Raw genomic sequence first — 15,104 nt, 5'->3', positions numbered from 1 at the left:
CCCTAAACGAGGGCTTAGGGATACCCTAAACGGGAGCTTAGGGCTGGCGGTATTTATTCCGGTCGGCTTCCGTTATTTCCCGGATTACACGGCAGGGATTGCCGGCAGCTATAACATTGGCCGGAATATCTTTGGTTACGACACTACCTCCGGCGATTACCGTGTTATCGCCAATGGTCACCCCCGGAAGGATACAGGCTTGCGCACCGATCCATACGTTATCGCCGATGGTCACGGGAAAAGCGTATTCCAAACCCTCATTACGTTGCTTTACGTCAAAAGGGTGGCCGGCGGTATAGATGCCTACGTTCGGGGCGATGAATGCGTTATTGCCGATACGAACTTTCGCTCCATCCAAGATAACGAGATTCACGTTGGCGAAGAAATTATCCCCAATCTCGATATTATAGCCATAATCGCATTGGAAAGGGGATAGGATAACGGTGTTCTTCCCTTTCTTGCCTAGAAAAGAGGTTAGAATCCGATCTTTTTCTTCCTCTTGGTCGGGGGGCAATTGGTTGTATTTGAAAAGGACGCATTTCGCTCTTTTCATCTCATCTTGAAGCTCACTATCATGATTCGCATTGTATAATAGACCTTCCGCCGCTTTCTCTTTTTCTGTTTTCATATGTCTCTTACTAAGATTTATAAAACGATGATTTGCGCGAAGATACTATTTTATTGGGAGGAGTTTATCCTCCGATTCGTATTTCCAAACCCATTTTTTCCCCCATCTCCTTAAAGGGGAACAGCTCTTCTTTGGCTAGCATTTGCTCGCAGGGATAAGGATAGGTGAGACCTAATTGCTCGTATTTATCTTTTCCCAATGTATGGTAGGGAAGCAGGTATACGCATTTGATACGATTTTCTTTCGCCAGCATGAATATTTCCCGAAGCGTATTCTCATTGAAATTGAAACCGGGGATTACCGGTACACGGATCGTTACTTTATTAGCGCTCTTACTGGATATATACCGTAAATTCGTGAGGATCGTATCCAAGTTCGCTCCGGTTTCTTTCTGAAGTAAATCCTTGTCCGTATGTTTGATATCGAACAAGAACAAATCGATAAGCGGAAGCGCTTGCTTTATCTTATCAAGATTCACTTGCCCGCAAGTCTCTACGGAGGTATGCAGTTTCTCGTTCTTGCATTGGATCAGCAAATCCATCAATCCCTCGAATTGCGTGAAAGCTTCCCCTCCGGAAAACGTAACCCCTCCACCGGAATTCAGGTAATAATCCCGGTCACGTAAAAGGATTTCCATAACCTCGGATGAGGTAATTGATTCACCGACAAACTTAATAGCGTTCTGCGGGCATATACGCTCGCAAGCCTTGCACGCCACACAAGCCTGCCGATTAAATACCGGATAATGATCTTGGATGGAGATATTTCCCCGTGTACAAATCGCCTCGCAACGTCCGCATCCGATACATTTATTCTTGATATGGAGCAGATGCGGTTTCCTTTTCTGGGATTCCGGGTTGGAGCACCATGGACAATGTAGGGGACAACCTTGAAGGAAAACGACGGTCCGGATGCCCGGGCCGTCGTGAACGGCGAACCGTTCGATCTCCATGATTGATAACCTATTCTCGCTAACCTTATATTTATTCATCATATAATACCCTGCTTAAAAGTTCCTGTTGAATATTGGGAGATAAATCGACGAATACCGCGGAGAACCCGCTTACCCGGACGATTAGGTCCGGGTAATTTTCCGGGTGCTCTACCGCGTCTTCTAAAACTCCCTTATCTACTACAGTCACCATCAAATGGCAACCCCCTTTCGCAAAATAAGTCTTGAACAGGCTCTTGATGACAGCCCTGTTCTCGTTGAACATGGAAGGAGAAAACTTAATGTTTTGTACCGAGCCTCCATGATACTTGGCGTCGAACTTCGCCAAGGAATTCAGCATGGCCGTGGGGCCGCTTTTATTCGCTCCCCCTTGCGGATTATTGGCAGGATTCATATACATGCACGATAATCGCCCGTCGGGTGAGGCGGCGGTCCGGTTTCCCCATTCCGTGTTTAATTGATTATTGCTGATAACGATCAAGAAGTATTGCATACCGATGGCGATACCGCGATTGCGTACGCCTTTCGCTACGAACTCGTACAAATCGTTGGCCATCGTATCGGCAGTCTCAAGGTCGTTACCATATTTATCACAGTTTAGGCAATCTTTTCGTAAAGCCTCATAGCCGTTAAAATTAGCTAGCATGGCATCATTCAATTGCCGTAACGTGTATTTTTTTTGATTGAATACCAGATCCCGGATTACCCACAGGGAATCGGAAGTGTTGATATTGCCATACGTCTCGTTTGTCCCGCCTAGATAACGTACGCCTCCGTCCAAAAGCGCTTTTCCCCGTGCGATGCAATCATCGGTCAATAGGCTGGTAAACAAGAAACTTACGTGCTGGTTCATCACCTCATACGAATGGTATTGGGCTTTGACAGACAGATCCAGATAATAATCGAGTAAAGCCTTGTAACCGTCATAGAATTCCTCGAATGTCTGATACTCCTCTAATTTCTTTAGAGGTACCGGCCCGGATTTACGTTTACCGTCAATCGGGTCGATACCATCATTCATATAAATCGTAAGTAGTTTTAGTAAATTGATGCAGATGTTGGGCGTACCCGTACTTTGTCCTTGTATCACGAACTCGGTACACCCGAAAGGCACGTATTGTTCCGCTGCTTTCTCGTCTACACGCATTCCGTACATGACGGCCGGGACGTTTACGTCGTCATTGTAAAGGGTCGGGTAAGTAGCTCCCGCACCCAAAGCGTCCAACGCTTCGTCCCAGATTTCCTCGGAGGTATCTTTATCGAAACGCAAGGTGAATTGTGGCTCTACATACCTGCAATTTTTCGCTACTTTCATGGCGATATGCAGGAATACGTCGGCCTCTTTCGGATGTTTGCGTCCTTTACCGCCTACGATGATACGTCCGTTTACGGTTGTACGGCGATTTTCAATCATGGTCCAAAGCGAGTGGATATATCGGTATGCCTCTTCGTCGGTCAATCGCCCGGACTTGAGATCGGCTACTAAATAAGGGCCTAGATAATCATCCAGACGACCGTAGTTTATAACACCGGCCAACAAAGCGAATAACCAGAATAACTGCATCGCTTCATGGAACGTACCGGGTTTCTTCTCCTTGATGTTCTCTAGGGCTTGGCAGATACGCTCTAATTCTTTTTGCCTTTTCATGTTGGCTGAAGCCATTTGCTCTCTAGCGTCTTGCTGGAGATGAGAAGCACAATCTACAAAAATATCCAGACATTGGATGCCTGCTTTGTAAAAGTTATTATCGGGTTGCTCTTTGAGTTTCTCCTGTAAATCAGAGCGAAGGCCACCGATGCCCTTATCCAATAGTTTCGGGTAATCCAGCATCATTCCGGATAGACGTGCGGTAGCGATCATCGGGTATTCGCAGTCGATGAACATACCCAATGTATCCTCGGTGAGGACCTCCTTGTTGAATTGGGTCTTTAAATCGTGATCCAACCAATAATCATATAACGCATCCACCCGTTTTCGTTCAGTTTCATCCAGTTGTTGCTGGAAGGCACGGAGTTTCTTGAATACGCAATAATGCCCGACACCCCCTAAGGAAGTTACGCATCCGAACCCGATCGGTAGGAAGTCCGTACGTCCGGCGATCAAGTCTTGATTCGTGATCTTGCGAAATAGCGTGGGGTATAAAACTTTCAGGCATTCCACTTCACGTATCTCTTTGGGTAGGGCGGCACAGGCTTTATGGACTGCCGTATACCGCTCCATGATCTCCAGTTGTACGATCAGAGGTTTCTCGCAAGGTAATTTCTTGCTGATCTCTACGTTTTGCGCCCCTTCTACATTGAAATTTGCCATATGATTATTGTTGTTAATATTGTGTAGAGACGGGGCATGCCCTATCTCTACAAGCAGATGATTTTTTAATGTTTGCTTCTTTCGGCTTCCCGCCAATTATTTTGATAACCGGTTAGTAAGTCCGTAAAACGTTTCGTGATCAAGTGCGGACGGGTGATCGCGCTGCCTACTACTACGGAATGAGCTCCGAGGAAGATACATTTCATGGCATCTTCCGGCGAGTAGATATGCCCCTCCATAATGACATAGGCTTTGTCTTTAAAGTCACGGCACATACGGGCGAATTCCCGTAAATCCGGTTGCTCGATATGCTTGGTTGCTTCCGTATATCCATATAAGGTAGGGCCAACGATATCGGCTCCCATTTCTACGGCACGTACAGCTTCCTCATAATTAGAGACATCCGCAAAAATGATAGCTTCCGGTATCTCTTTCTTGACGATTGGTAGCAATTCGTATGCAGGGCGGCCTTCATGGGTTATTTGGCTCGTACAGTCCAAGGCGATAATCTCGGCTCCGGCTTCCCATACGGCTTTAGCGGCCTCTAAGGTTGGGGTGATAAACACATCTGTGTCATCGTGCCAGATTTTCCAAAGCCCGATTACTGGTAAATCCACTTCTTTTTTAATCGCCTTGATCTGCTCTGGGTCGTTGGCACGGATACCCGCGGCTCCTCCCCATTGGGCGGCTTTTGCCATTTTTACGACAAAGTCTACTGAAAAAGTCGGATCATCGTGTTGTACTTGACAGGATACGATCAGTCCTCCCTTGAATGAATCTAAAAGTTCTTTCTTATTTGTTTTCATATTTTTTTTCGTTACATCGTTTTCTCTAAAAGTGCGGCGCCGATTATTCCGGCGTCATTTCCTAATTCCGCACGGATGACTTGGGGGATACCTATTTCCTCGGCGGCGAAGGTACAAGTATGTAGTTTCTCGTTTAAAGGTTTCAACAGCAGGTCACCTGCATGTGCGATACCCCCCCCTAAAATGATTACTTGCGGACGGAAGATGGTTATGAACGTGGAGATTCCGGCGGCCAGTCTACTGATATAGTCATCGACGATCTGTTTAGCGAGGGAATCCCCTTGTTTAGCGGCCTCGAAAAGAATCTCACCATTGACTTTGTTTTCGTCTTCGCCGCAAAGTTTCCATATCAAGGTGTCCTTATTCTTTTGTAAGGTCTCTTTCATGATACGGATTAATGCGGTGGATGAGCAATAAGCTTCCAAACAGCCTTTTTGCCCGCATGTGCAGCGTTCGCCATTGTATACCAATTTGGTATGTCCAAGTTCGGCTCCCATATTATCGGATCCGGAATAAATCTTCTTACCCATGATAATTCCGCCTCCGACTCCCGTTCCTAGCGTTAGCATGATGGCGTCGGTATATTGGCTGGCCGATCCGGCCAAGACCTCTCCATAGGTCGCGCAATTGGCGTCGTTGGCTATATAAGTAGGCAATGAGATATGCTTCTTTAAATAGTCGTAGATGGGGACATTCTTCCATCCGAAACAATTGGCATGTACCAAAAGGTTCGTCTTTGGATTTACGTAACTAGGCATGCCGATGCCCCAAGAAGAGATGTCTTCCATTTGCAAGCCTGCTTTGAGAACCGCTTTTTTGCTGACTTCCGCCATGTCGGTGGTGATCTCCTCGATCGTGCGTCCAGCTTGTGTCGGTATACTCTCCTTTGCGATAATCTGGTGATTCTCATCTACTACGCCAGCGACCATATTGGTACCGCCAACGTCCAGACCGAGATAATACTTGGTGCTTTCCATCTTTGCTCTTTATTTTATGAGGTCAATAGAGTGAATTATTTGTTGGCAAAGATAGAGGAGTTGTCTGCCCTAGACAATGTGAGGTTTAGCCTAAAATAATGGACTATTTTTGCATAAGTGCTCTCGCAAGCTTACGAGAGTACTTTAGAGAAGAGGTGTTATCGAGAGGAGACTTCTGTAATAACCTTCAAATATAGTGTGACTGTGTTTCTTTATGTTTAAAGAATCATATCGTAGGTCGATTCTATTATTTTTCTCGATGATGGAGCAAGCCTCTTTTATCATGGGCTTGAAGTCTTCTTCTGTTTTATCTTTGTCTCCGTTGGCTAGGTAGATATATAATTTTTTTTCTCCTTGATAGGTTTCCGTGAACACTCGTAACCTATCAATCATCATATTTTCGCTGTATTTATAGTTCGGTGATATGGCTATAATATAAGGAAATAAGTCTGGGTGTTCCATCATCGCATAAGTGACGAATGTCCCTCCCAACGAATGTCCGACTAAAATCCTGTTATTTCCCGCATGGTATTTTTCTTGGATGAAAGGGATTATTTCATTCGTTAATGACGAGAGCATTTCTTTTCCATGTCCCGGGTTGTCATATCTTTTTACCGATAAGGAATCTGTGAAAGGCGGGGTCAGCTCACTTTGCCTGTTTGAATTAAATATTCCAACAATAATACAGGGTATGTTGGGATGTGTCAACTCGAATGTTGAACAAAATAAATTGAATGTGGGGGGATATTGTGCGTCTAAGACATAAATAGCGAGTAAAGAGTCACTTTTAAGGCTACCATCTACTCCGCTTAAATAGACTTGCATTTCACGGGTCTCTTCAAAATAGTCTGAGTTGTAGATATATCGACTCCCTAATGCCTGCATCAAGTAGAAATCGGCTTGCGCATGTATCCGGCATATTCCTGAGAATAATACGATAAGAAAGAGAAGAACTGTTTTTGTTTTCATAAATAGTGATATCTAGAATTATGCAAATATAGCGAAAAATAAAGTCTTTAAGTATGTTTAAAAAAAGGACCGGACGATGGGTATCGAACGGTCCTTTCTTTAATCTTTATGTCGTATGCTGTTATTCTGCTTCTTTTTCAGCAGCTTCCTTTTCTGCCGGAGCATCTTCCGGGGTGAAGTCAGTGATGCCTGCGTTGATCAAGATGTTATACCAAGAGAGTAGTTTCTTGATGTCGCTCGGATAAACACGCTCACGATCATAGCTAGGCAATACCTCGGCAAAGTACGCACGCAATTGGTCTGTCGTGGCTTTGGAAGGTACCAAAGAGGCGGTTTTTCCCTCTTCCTTGTTCTTTACGCTAGTCAATACCTCATGTAAAGGCACTTCTGTTTCATCCGTATAGATTGCGATATCGCCTAATGAGATTACTTTATCTTTTGCGTATGCGGGTACTCTCTTGTTATCAGTCAGCGATTCAACGATCAACATGTTTTTTCCATGGGAAACCAGTTTATACAGACCGGGTTTTCCCGAAATAGACAAAATAGTCTTCAACATAATGTTTTTTATTTTCTATTAGTGTTAAACTTCGAAGTGACAAAGGTAATAAGAAAAAGTGGAATTCTTCCGTCATGAGGACGGTTAACTTCGTTGGAGAAGTATCTTAGGTGCATCAACGAAGTATCTTAGGTTCGTTGACGGAGTATCTTAAGTTCATTGGATGATGAAGGTAAGATGCTGTAAAAGCCACTCGTCCCGCTATCGGTGATTATTGGGATTGAAGCCAACATAACAGTTTGCCTACTTGCGGTATAAGGGCCTGTCTATTGTCATTATAGATAACGTAATCGGAGCGATCTTTCTTTTCCTCGTCCGACATTTGGCTGTTGATTCTGCGTTCGATTTCTTCTCTCGAGGCTGAGTCCCTCCCCAAGGCTCTTTCGATGCGGAGTTCTCTTGGGGCATAGACCATCAAGCTTATGTCTACCACTTTGTAGAAACCGGATTCGAATAATATGGCGGATTCGATGGCACATAAAGGGGAAGTCTGTCTCTCTACCCAAGCCGAGAAATGACGGTTTACCTCAGGATGAATGATCTGGTTGACCTGTTGTAATTGTTTCGGATTATTAAAGATGTGGGAGGCTAGAAGTTTCTTGTTCAATCCCTCATTCGTATAAATCTCCGGACCGAAAAGGGCTGTTAATTTCTCACGGATAACCGGGGAGTTATTTGTCAGCCATTTACTTTCCTCGTCCGCTATGTATACGGGTACACCGGATAACGCTAATAAAGAGGCTACGACGGATTTGCCGCTCCCGATCCCTCCTGTAATACCTATTTTAATCATGCTTATTGTTGTGTTCCAAAATAAATTCTACCTTATCTGGCAATAAGATTGCCGTATGCACCCAGTCTGGTTTCTTGGTGAGTTTGACGGGTAGGGTACCAGATACGTTTTGCTCCAGATCCTCAAAAGGTATATGAATCGAGAACATATCTTCCGAAAGTCCTTTGAATCGGGACAAGGGCACACTGCAAGTCACTTTTACGACCGCCGGAAACATACGTACCGTATAATGTGGCGGTATATGACTGCAAGAGACAGGTATTTCCAATGTCTTCTCCGTGTACTCCTCTATCGGAATCGTGATGGATACACTTTCCGGATCGAAGTTAACGCCGTCTACCTTGATCAGTTGTACGGTTCTCGTAATGTTTTTATTCGCCTTTTTAACCTCGGTGAAGACCGTCTTAACCGAGGTCAGTGTATCCAAGATCGCCGCGGTGGCATAAGCGTTGATCTTTTGAGGGGTGATTCGGATATCCCCGGATAGTTGAAAGCCGGCTTCCAGATGAATATCGCCATTAAAGACGACCGGTATTTCCTTATGGACCCGCTGACTGAAATCCATATCTATTTGTTGCGGATCAAAACTTTGTAATGCCGTAGTGGCTATCAATTGTTTTTGAATATCGTTCTCGATCTGCCTTTTACTTACTTGAACCGAACCATTTTTCTCCTTCGTATTCTTCATGTTCACTTCAATCGGAGCAAACGATCTTCCAAAAGTATAGTTGAGTAAAACGCTACCCTTGTCTTTTACCTTTGCGGTAATCGTTTCCACCTCAGGGGCATTAAACGCTATATCGGCAGGTACGTTCTTATACTTAACCGGAAAAACAAGTTCTATCTCATATTCCTGCTGCAAGCTTTGGAGTAGCCAGAAACCGAAAGCCAAAAGGGCGAAAAAGAAAAAGACCAAGACCTCTTTCCATCTGTCTCCGTGGAAAAAAGCCTTAGTCTTTGCTTGGATAGACTTGAAAGAATTTTGTATGTTCTCAAGTCGTGACATATTCTGTAGTTAGATTATTTCTGCTGCTGAGCGTCTTCCGCTGAAGCGAAAATAGAAGTTTTATCTACACGGATACGTACTCCATCCGCTACCTCGATTAGCATATAAGTATCACCGATCTCTTTGATCTTTCCATAGATACCTCCGGCGGTAATCACTTTATCGCCTGTTTTCAACGCCTCACGTGATTTCTGGATTTCTTTTTGTTTCTTTTGTTGCGGACGGATCATGAAGAAATAGAAGATAGCTACGATAACTACCATCATCAAAATACCGGACCACTGACTTCCTCCAGCTGGAGCTTGAAGTAAAATACTGAGTAAGTTCATACTATAATAATCGTTTTACAAGTTAATATCAATAATGATATGCACAAATGTAATGATAATAATTAATCTTTGAGCAATAACTTCTCTTTTTTTAATTCGTTGACTATTGAATCCAGAATTCCGTTAATGAATGTTCCGCTTTTAGGTGTACTATAATACTTTGCGGCATCGATATATTCATTTAAGGTAACGTTGATGGGAATGGTCGGGAACGATAAAATCTCGGCTAAGGCGACTTGCATGATGATCAAGTCCATATTGGCGATACGTTCGGTTTCCCAATTCTTCATATGTTTGTCGATGCGTTCACGATATTCCTTACCTTTCAACAAACTTTGACGGAATAACTTGATTGCGAAAGCCTTGTCTTCCAAATCCTTGAACATTGGCAATAAGGCTTGTTTACTACCTTTCTTCTCCTCGAATTTCTTGATAGTCTTCAAGGCGAAAGTCTCTACGATCTCAATATCGTCGTTCCAGTAGATGCTTTTGTCTTCCAGATATTCCTCTATCATCTCGTTCCCACAGATTACTTTCTTGAAGATCTGGCGCCAGAACTCACGATCCGTCTCGTACGAGTCTTCTTCGTTTTTCAAGTATTCGGCGTAAATTTCAGAGCTTAAGATCGTATCCAATACGTTTTTAACAAACTCCTCGTCGTTACTCCATGAGAGACCTTGCTCGTCCACATACTTTTTCAACGTATCGTTTTCCGCTAATTGAGCGACAAAACGATTGTCTACGAAGCGTGTATTCGGGTTTAACTCCTCATCGGTAGGCATGTATTTGCACTTCCGGGTGTCAAGGACCCTTCTTTGCAGGTTGGTAACTTCGATAATTAGGAGTAAGAAATAATAATATAAGTCATATGACTTCTGAAGGCTGAAAAGCAATTCGTTTTCCGCAACTTTGAGGTCACCGTTTCCGTTTTGATAGTAAGAGTATACTATCTGTAAAACTTTAATGCGGATTAAAATTCTGTTGATCATCGTTTGAAGGAACTTCTTATTATAAATTAGGCTGCAAAGGTAGTCGTTTTTTCCATAAAAGAATCCGGATTTACTTAATTTTATATGTGTTAGATGATATTTTACAAATTTAGCCTCAATAGGCGTATTTTCGATCGTTAAAATAGTTGCTAATTAAAAAAAAATGCACATATTTGAAGCAAGTTATATAAAGTGGGTGGTTTTTTAACGAATGTTAGCTGTCATGGAAGAATCAAGGAATAAAAAACATGTTGAAGGTGGCGACAGGGAGATTCTATACTCTAAAGCCATTAAAGCGGGAAAACGGATTTATTATCTGGATGTGAAGAGGAATTTGAAAGATGACCTATTCGTTGCCGTTACGGAAAGTAAGAAAATTCAATCAAAGGATGGTTTGCAAATCTCATTTGAGAAGCATAAGATTTTCCTTTATAAGGAGGACTTTGAGAAGTTCATGGAGGGAATGCAAGATGTAATCAGTTATATCAAGAACTCAAATCTGAAGAAATCCGCGGAAGACGTGGTGGAACCTGAAGAGGAGGAAACGATTCATGGCGATTCCCCGGAGGAGGATATGGCTTCCGGTGCTATAAAGTTGGATATTGAGTTTTAATGTAACACGAAGAGAAAAAGATAACGGGCTGTTTTACTCATGGAGAGAAACAGCCCGTTATGTGTTAGGAGCTTTCCGCAAAGGAAAATCCTATTCTTTGCTGCGAATTATTCAGCCGGGTGGATAGCCTCTGTAGGACATGCGTCAGCGCAAGTTCCACAATCTGTACACATTTCAGGGTTGATGCTGTATTTATCACCTTCTGAAATTGCTCCTACCGGACACTCATCAATACAAGTTCCGCATGCAATACAATCATCGCTAATTACGTAAGCCATTTTTTTAAACGTTTAAATTGATAACTATTAGTAGGTGCAAAAATATAGCTTTCTTTCTATTTAAAAAATATCTACTGGCTTATTTTCTTCAAAAATCTTCTTTTTTGCAATATCTTTGTCGGGTTTTCGTTATTAAACAAAATAGGTTGAGATTTGAGACGATTATTACTTATATTATATGTGGTAAGCTTGGCTACCATGGGAGCCATGGCTCAAAAGGAAAGGGTGAGGAATCAGCCGTACGCTGATTTGAAATGGCTTCATCTGGGGTTTCATGTGGGTATTCACTCGCAGGATTTGTTATTGACCCATACCGGTGTCATGACCAATGGAGAGACTTGGTTCGCGGAGATTCCTTCTTACTCACCCGGCTTTAGTGTCGGGGTGATCGGAGATATGTATATGAATCCTTATTTCAATTTACGCTTCACGCCTTCTATCCATTTCGGAGATAAGAAATTTAAGTTTCGGGAACAGGCTACGGGAGAGGAATTCATCACGAACGTTCGTTCCAGTTATCTGAATTTCCCCTTAGACGTTAAATATACGGCTTTACGCTTGAATAATTACCGTCCTTATTTGATCGGCGGTATCTATGGCTCCGTGGATATAGGCCGTAAGAAAGGTAATCCGATTCTATTGAAAAGCACGGACTTCGGATTTGAGTTTGGCTTGGGATGTGATATCTATCTACCCTACTTTAAGTTATGCCCAGAGTTGAAATTCTGTTTCGGATTGGTTAACCTATTGGAGAAAGATCGTCCGGACTTGGTAGATCAAGCAAATATCAAATATACGGATGCCTTATCGAAAGCTACATCCCGTATGGTGATCCTGACATTTAATTTCGAATAAATAACTCGATATAGATATAAGCGGCCGGAATAGCCATCATTACGCTATCGAAGCGATCCAGCATGCCTCCATGTCCGGGTAATACATGCCCGGAATCTTTCACGCCTAACGTACGTTTCATCAAAGATTCGATCAAGTCGCCCCAAGTCCCGAATACTACGATTGTGCCGGCTAATCCAAGCCATGTGTACCAGTTCGTGGCCGGCATGAACCAAGCGAATATTTGGGAGGTTATTAATACGAATGCCAACCCTCCGTAAAAACCTTCCCAGGACTTCTTGGGAGAGATACGTTCGAACAATCTTCTTTTTCCAAGCATAGATCCCACTAGATAAGCTCCCGTATCATTTACCCATACGAAAACGAAAATAGCCAAGGCAAAATAGGGGATATGTACGATCTCGCCCGGCGTATTAGGTACCGATGTAATGAAGTTTAGCAGAGAGAAAGAGCCTGCGCAATAGATTTGACCGAATAAGGTCAATGCCCAGTTATTGATTGGATTACTGGCTTTATCGTAAAGCTCGGTGATCATGGTATACATTAAGAATAAAAGATAGGGGAGAAATATATTGCCTCCAACCAAGCCATTGGCGTAACCGAATGTGGCGGCGAAGAGGTAGGCTCCCCCCAAGGAGCTGACAAATCGTTTGATGGCGGCATTCTCATAATGTTTAACCAATCCGTAGAACTCCCATAGAGAAAGTCCGGTAATGAGTCCAAATACCGTAAGAAAATAATAGGAGTGGAAATAGATCGCACCGACTAATACCGCGACGAAAATGATGCCAGTCAATGCACGTGTAATCAGATTTTTCAAAACAATAGTGTTTTTGCTTGTTTGTAATTTTGGCTGCAAATATAACTAATAAATTGATAATACAGCAATAAGGAAGGCTGGATAGTAACTTTTGATCAAAGATACACCCCAGCCTTACTTGTTATGAATGTCTTGACTTTGGTCAAGCTATTTTCCCTGTCTTGTTTTCTTCGGTAGGAGTATCGGTTACGTTCTCCGTTGTTGCGTCCGCTTCCGCCTCCTTATCCGCATTCTCCTTGTTCTTTCCGTTAGCCTTTTCCTGCAACTCCAGAATCTCTTGGGAACGGGAGATCCAGGCGCGTTTCCCGAAGATATGCTCTACATCTTCCGAGTAGATTACCTCACGATCCAATAATACCTGCGCAAGTTTACTATGTCCTTCCTTATTCTCGGATAATATCCGTTTTGCCCTGTCGTATTGCTCATTGATGATCTTCTGTACTTCCGTATCGATCAATTTCGCGGTCTCCTCACTATAAGGCTTGGTGAATCCCCAATCCTGTCCGGTGGAGTCGTAATAGTTCAAGTTTGGAAGTTTATCGCTCATACCAAAGTAAACGACCATCGCATATGCTTGTTTCGTGACACGTTCCAAATCGTTGGATGCGCCTGTGGATATTTTTCCCAAGACTAATTCCTCTGCGGCACGTCCTCCTAAAGTAGCGCACATCTCATCCTGCAATTGCTCGCGGGTGGTGATCTGTCTCTCTTCCGGCAAATACCATGCCGCACCTAATGCCTTACCACGGGGAACGATTGTCACCTTAACCAGCGGATTGGCATGTTCCAACAACCAACTTAACGTAGCGTGACCGGCCTCATGGTTCGCGATACATTTCCGTTCTTCCTCCGTCGTGATCTTCGAACGTTTTTCAAGACCACCGACAATGCGGTCTACCGCATTCATGAAGTCTTCTTTCTGTACGAATTTCTTTCCGTTACGGGCGGCGATCAAAGCGGCCTCATTACAAACATTAGCGATATCAGCACCCGAGAAGCCCGGAGTCTGCCTTGCTAGGAACTCAGCGTCTACGCTTTCATCTATCTTGATCGGACGCAAATGCACCCCGAATATCTCTTTACGTTCATTCAAATCCGGTAATTCAACATGGATTTGTCGGTCAAAACGTCCGGCACGCAACAACGCTTTATCCAAAATGTCCGCACGGTTTGTAGCGGCTAAGATAATAACACCACTGTTAGAGCCGAAACCATCCATTTCGGTCAACAGCTGGTTCAACGTGTTCTCACGCTCATCGTTGCTATTCATATTCGCGTTCTTCCCACGGGCACGGCCTACCGCATCGATCTCATCGATAAAGACGATACAAGGAGATTTTTCCTTCGCTTGGCGGAATAAGTCACGCACACGGGAGGCGCCTACACCGACAAACATCTCCACGAAATCAGAACCAGACAAGGAGAAAAACGGCACATTAGCTTCTCCGGCAACAGCCTTCGCCAATAATGTCTTACCGGTTCCCGGAGGGCCTACCAACAATGCACCCTTGGGAATCTTACCTCCTAGTTCAGTATATTTTTCCGGATTCTTCAAGAAAGAGACGATTTCCTCTACCTCTTGTTTCGCTTCCGCCAATCCGGCGACATCCTTGAATGTCACCTTACGGTCATTATCTTTATCAAAAAGCTGAGCTTTTGCCTTACCAACGCTGAACACGCCACCCGGACCTGCGCCGGTACCACCGGACATACGTCTCATCAAGAACATCCATACACCGATCAATAAGATAATCGGGCCGAATGAAACCAAGAAATTCCAGATAGCGTCATCGCCTTCCTCGAACCGGACTTGTGTATCGATATGACTATCGGCTACCGCTTTGTCATAGAAATCGGAAAACTTGTCGGCCGACGGGATCTTTACGTATACTTTCGGAGAAACCCCGATTTTAGAAACGTCCATATTCCCAAAGACCTGTTCAGTCTTTCCATTTTTCACTGTAGCCTCCACCAAGTTCTTCTTGTTGTAGACTGTCATTTTATCGAATACGTTTTCCTGCGCTAGTTTCTGGAACTCTGTCCAGCCTAGCTCTTTCGTTCCCGAAGAATCATTTGTCATGTATAGGGCAACAAGCATGATGAAGATCAACCCGTACATCCAATACAAATTAAAGCGGAACATCTTAGGTTTCCCGCCTTTCGGTGTTTTATTAAATATATCGTTTTTATTTTCCATAAGAGATTATCATCAAATATTT

The 15,104-nt window shown here is 43.6% G+C and carries 16 protein-coding genes; 2 read left to right on the top strand and 14 right to left on the bottom strand.

The features are described 5' to 3' along the window. Positions 1-37: 37 nt before the first annotated feature. From ACYIA1_RS09925 to nusB, 11 genes are all read right to left on the bottom strand, one after another. Positions 38-628, bottom strand: coding sequence for a sugar O-acetyltransferase (locus ACYIA1_RS09925; RefSeq protein ID WP_005854862.1), 591 nt, complete (start codon positions 626-628; stop codon positions 38-40). A 64-nt stretch (positions 629-692) separates the two neighbouring features. Next, a complete protein-coding gene (locus ACYIA1_RS09920) occupies positions 693-1,622 on the bottom strand; it encodes a glycyl-radical enzyme activating protein (protein WP_480335149.1) in 930 nt (309 codons plus the stop codon). Next, positions 1,612-3,891 carry a pyruvate formate lyase family protein gene (locus tag ACYIA1_RS09915; protein ID WP_048927662.1) on the bottom strand — a complete coding sequence of 760 codons (2,280 nt, stop codon included), beginning with the start codon at positions 3,889-3,891 and terminating at the stop codon, positions 1,612-1,614. The genes ACYIA1_RS09920 and ACYIA1_RS09915 overlap by 11 nt, the downstream gene beginning before the upstream one ends. 65 nt (positions 3,892-3,956) lie before the next feature. Beyond that, positions 3,957-4,697 carry an N-acetylmannosamine-6-phosphate 2-epimerase gene (locus ACYIA1_RS09910; RefSeq protein ID WP_005864927.1) on the bottom strand — a complete coding sequence of 247 codons (741 nt, stop codon included), beginning with the start codon at positions 4,695-4,697 and terminating at the stop codon, positions 3,957-3,959. A gap of 11 nt (positions 4,698-4,708) precedes the next feature. Further along, the gene (locus ACYIA1_RS09905) at positions 4,709-5,674 is read right to left on the bottom strand and encodes an ROK family protein (protein ID WP_005864930.1); all 966 of its coding nucleotides are present in this window, start codon (positions 5,672-5,674) and stop codon (positions 4,709-4,711) included. A 144-nt stretch (positions 5,675-5,818) separates the two neighbouring features. Further along, positions 5,819-6,643, bottom strand: coding sequence for an alpha/beta hydrolase (locus tag ACYIA1_RS09900; RefSeq protein ID WP_048927664.1), 825 nt, complete (start codon positions 6,641-6,643; stop codon positions 5,819-5,821). A gap of 121 nt (positions 6,644-6,764) precedes the next feature. Next, complete coding sequence (locus ACYIA1_RS09895) at positions 6,765-7,202, bottom strand: DUF5606 family protein (protein WP_005864934.1); 438 nt, start codon at positions 7,200-7,202, stop codon at positions 6,765-6,767. A 211-nt stretch (positions 7,203-7,413) separates the two neighbouring features. After that, positions 7,414-7,995, bottom strand: coding sequence for a dephospho-CoA kinase (gene coaE, locus ACYIA1_RS09890; protein WP_005854875.1), 582 nt, complete (start codon positions 7,993-7,995; stop codon positions 7,414-7,416). After that, on the bottom strand, positions 7,988-9,001 hold the full coding sequence (locus ACYIA1_RS09885; RefSeq protein ID WP_011966616.1) for a YbbR-like domain-containing protein: 1,014 nt from the start codon (positions 8,999-9,001) through the stop codon (positions 7,988-7,990). Before ACYIA1_RS09885 ends, coaE begins: the two co-directional genes overlap by 8 nt. A gap of 14 nt (positions 9,002-9,015) precedes the next feature. Next, a complete protein-coding gene (gene yajC, locus ACYIA1_RS09880) occupies positions 9,016-9,330 on the bottom strand; it encodes a preprotein translocase subunit YajC (RefSeq protein WP_005864940.1) in 315 nt (104 codons plus the stop codon). Positions 9,331-9,392: 62 nt separating this feature from the next. After that, entirely contained in the window at positions 9,393-10,319 is a 927-nt protein-coding gene (gene nusB / locus ACYIA1_RS09875) for a transcription antitermination factor NusB (RefSeq protein WP_480335144.1), read from the bottom strand. A 223-nt stretch (positions 10,320-10,542) separates the two neighbouring features. Between nusB and ACYIA1_RS09870 the strand changes: the two genes are divergently transcribed. Next, positions 10,543-10,932: a DUF3276 family protein gene (locus ACYIA1_RS09870; protein ID WP_005864945.1), complete on the top strand. Its 390-nt coding sequence runs from the start codon at positions 10,543-10,545 to the stop codon at positions 10,930-10,932. A gap of 107 nt (positions 10,933-11,039) precedes the next feature. Here the strand turns inward: ACYIA1_RS09870 and ACYIA1_RS09865 are convergent, their stop codons facing one another. After that, positions 11,040-11,210, bottom strand: a complete 171-nt coding sequence (locus ACYIA1_RS09865; protein WP_005854886.1) for a DUF362 domain-containing protein — start codon at positions 11,208-11,210, stop codon at positions 11,040-11,042. Positions 11,211-11,363: 153 nt separating this feature from the next. Here ACYIA1_RS09865 and porT point away from each other — a divergent pair, with 153 nt between their 5' ends. Next, on the top strand, positions 11,364-12,065 hold the full coding sequence (gene porT, locus ACYIA1_RS09860; protein WP_008778155.1) for a type IX secretion/gliding motility protein PorT/SprT: 702 nt from the start codon (positions 11,364-11,366) through the stop codon (positions 12,063-12,065). Here the strand turns inward: porT and ACYIA1_RS09855 are convergent. Both ACYIA1_RS09855 and ftsH read right to left on the bottom strand, forming a co-directional pair. Beyond that, on the bottom strand, positions 12,052-12,885 hold the full coding sequence (locus ACYIA1_RS09855) for a phosphatidate cytidylyltransferase (RefSeq protein ID WP_005854890.1): 834 nt from the start codon (positions 12,883-12,885) through the stop codon (positions 12,052-12,054). The two genes, porT and ACYIA1_RS09855, sit on opposite strands and share 14 nt — an antisense overlap. A gap of 142 nt (positions 12,886-13,027) precedes the next feature. Beyond that, entirely contained in the window at positions 13,028-15,082 is a 2,055-nt protein-coding gene (gene ftsH / locus ACYIA1_RS09850) for an ATP-dependent zinc metalloprotease FtsH (protein ID WP_005864950.1), read from the bottom strand. Positions 15,083-15,104: the final 22 nt, after the last annotated feature.

The sequence above is a fragment of the Parabacteroides sp. KHUB-02 genome, assembly GCF_056640955.1.
The sequence above is the reverse complement of the archived record's forward strand: the minus strand, read 5'-3'. Positions and strand labels throughout refer to the sequence as shown.

Bases quoted from the DNA above. Each gene is read 5' to 3' on its own strand.
- nusB (WP_480335144.1), bottom strand. From the start codon at position 10,319: ATGATCAACAGAATTTTAATCCGCATTAAAGTTTTACAGATAGTATAC.
- coaE (WP_005854875.1), bottom strand. From the start codon at position 7,995: ATGATTAAAATAGGTATTACAGGAGGGATCGGGAGCGGCAAATCCGTC.
- ACYIA1_RS09920 (WP_480335149.1), bottom strand. From the start codon at position 1,622: ATGATGAATAAATATAAGGTTAGCGAGAATAGGTTATCAATCATGGAG.
- ftsH (WP_005864950.1), bottom strand. From the start codon at position 15,082: ATGGAAAATAAAAACGATATATTTAATAAAACACCGAAAGGCGGGAAA.
- ACYIA1_RS09900 (WP_048927664.1), bottom strand. From the start codon at position 6,643: ATGAAAACAAAAACAGTTCTTCTCTTTCTTATCGTATTATTCTCAGGA.
- ACYIA1_RS09910 (WP_005864927.1), bottom strand. From the start codon at position 4,697: ATGAAAACAAATAAGAAAGAACTTTTAGATTCATTCAAGGGAGGACTG.
- ACYIA1_RS09895 (WP_005864934.1), bottom strand. From the start codon at position 7,202: ATGTTGAAGACTATTTTGTCTATTTCGGGAAAACCCGGTCTGTATAAA.
- ACYIA1_RS09885 (WP_011966616.1), bottom strand. From the start codon at position 9,001: ATGTCACGACTTGAGAACATACAAAATTCTTTCAAGTCTATCCAAGCA.
- ACYIA1_RS09915 (WP_048927662.1), bottom strand. From the start codon at position 3,891: ATGGCAAATTTCAATGTAGAAGGGGCGCAAAACGTAGAGATCAGCAAG.
- ACYIA1_RS09870 (WP_005864945.1), top strand. From the start codon at position 10,543: ATGGAAGAATCAAGGAATAAAAAACATGTTGAAGGTGGCGACAGGGAG.
- ACYIA1_RS09905 (WP_005864930.1), bottom strand. From the start codon at position 5,674: ATGGAAAGCACCAAGTATTATCTCGGTCTGGACGTTGGCGGTACCAAT.
- ACYIA1_RS09925 (WP_005854862.1), bottom strand. From the start codon at position 628: ATGAAAACAGAAAAAGAGAAAGCGGCGGAAGGTCTATTATACAATGCG.
- yajC (WP_005864940.1), bottom strand. From the start codon at position 9,330: ATGAACTTACTCAGTATTTTACTTCAAGCTCCAGCTGGAGGAAGTCAG.
- ACYIA1_RS09865 (WP_005854886.1), bottom strand. From the start codon at position 11,210: ATGGCTTACGTAATTAGCGATGATTGTATTGCATGCGGAACTTGTATT.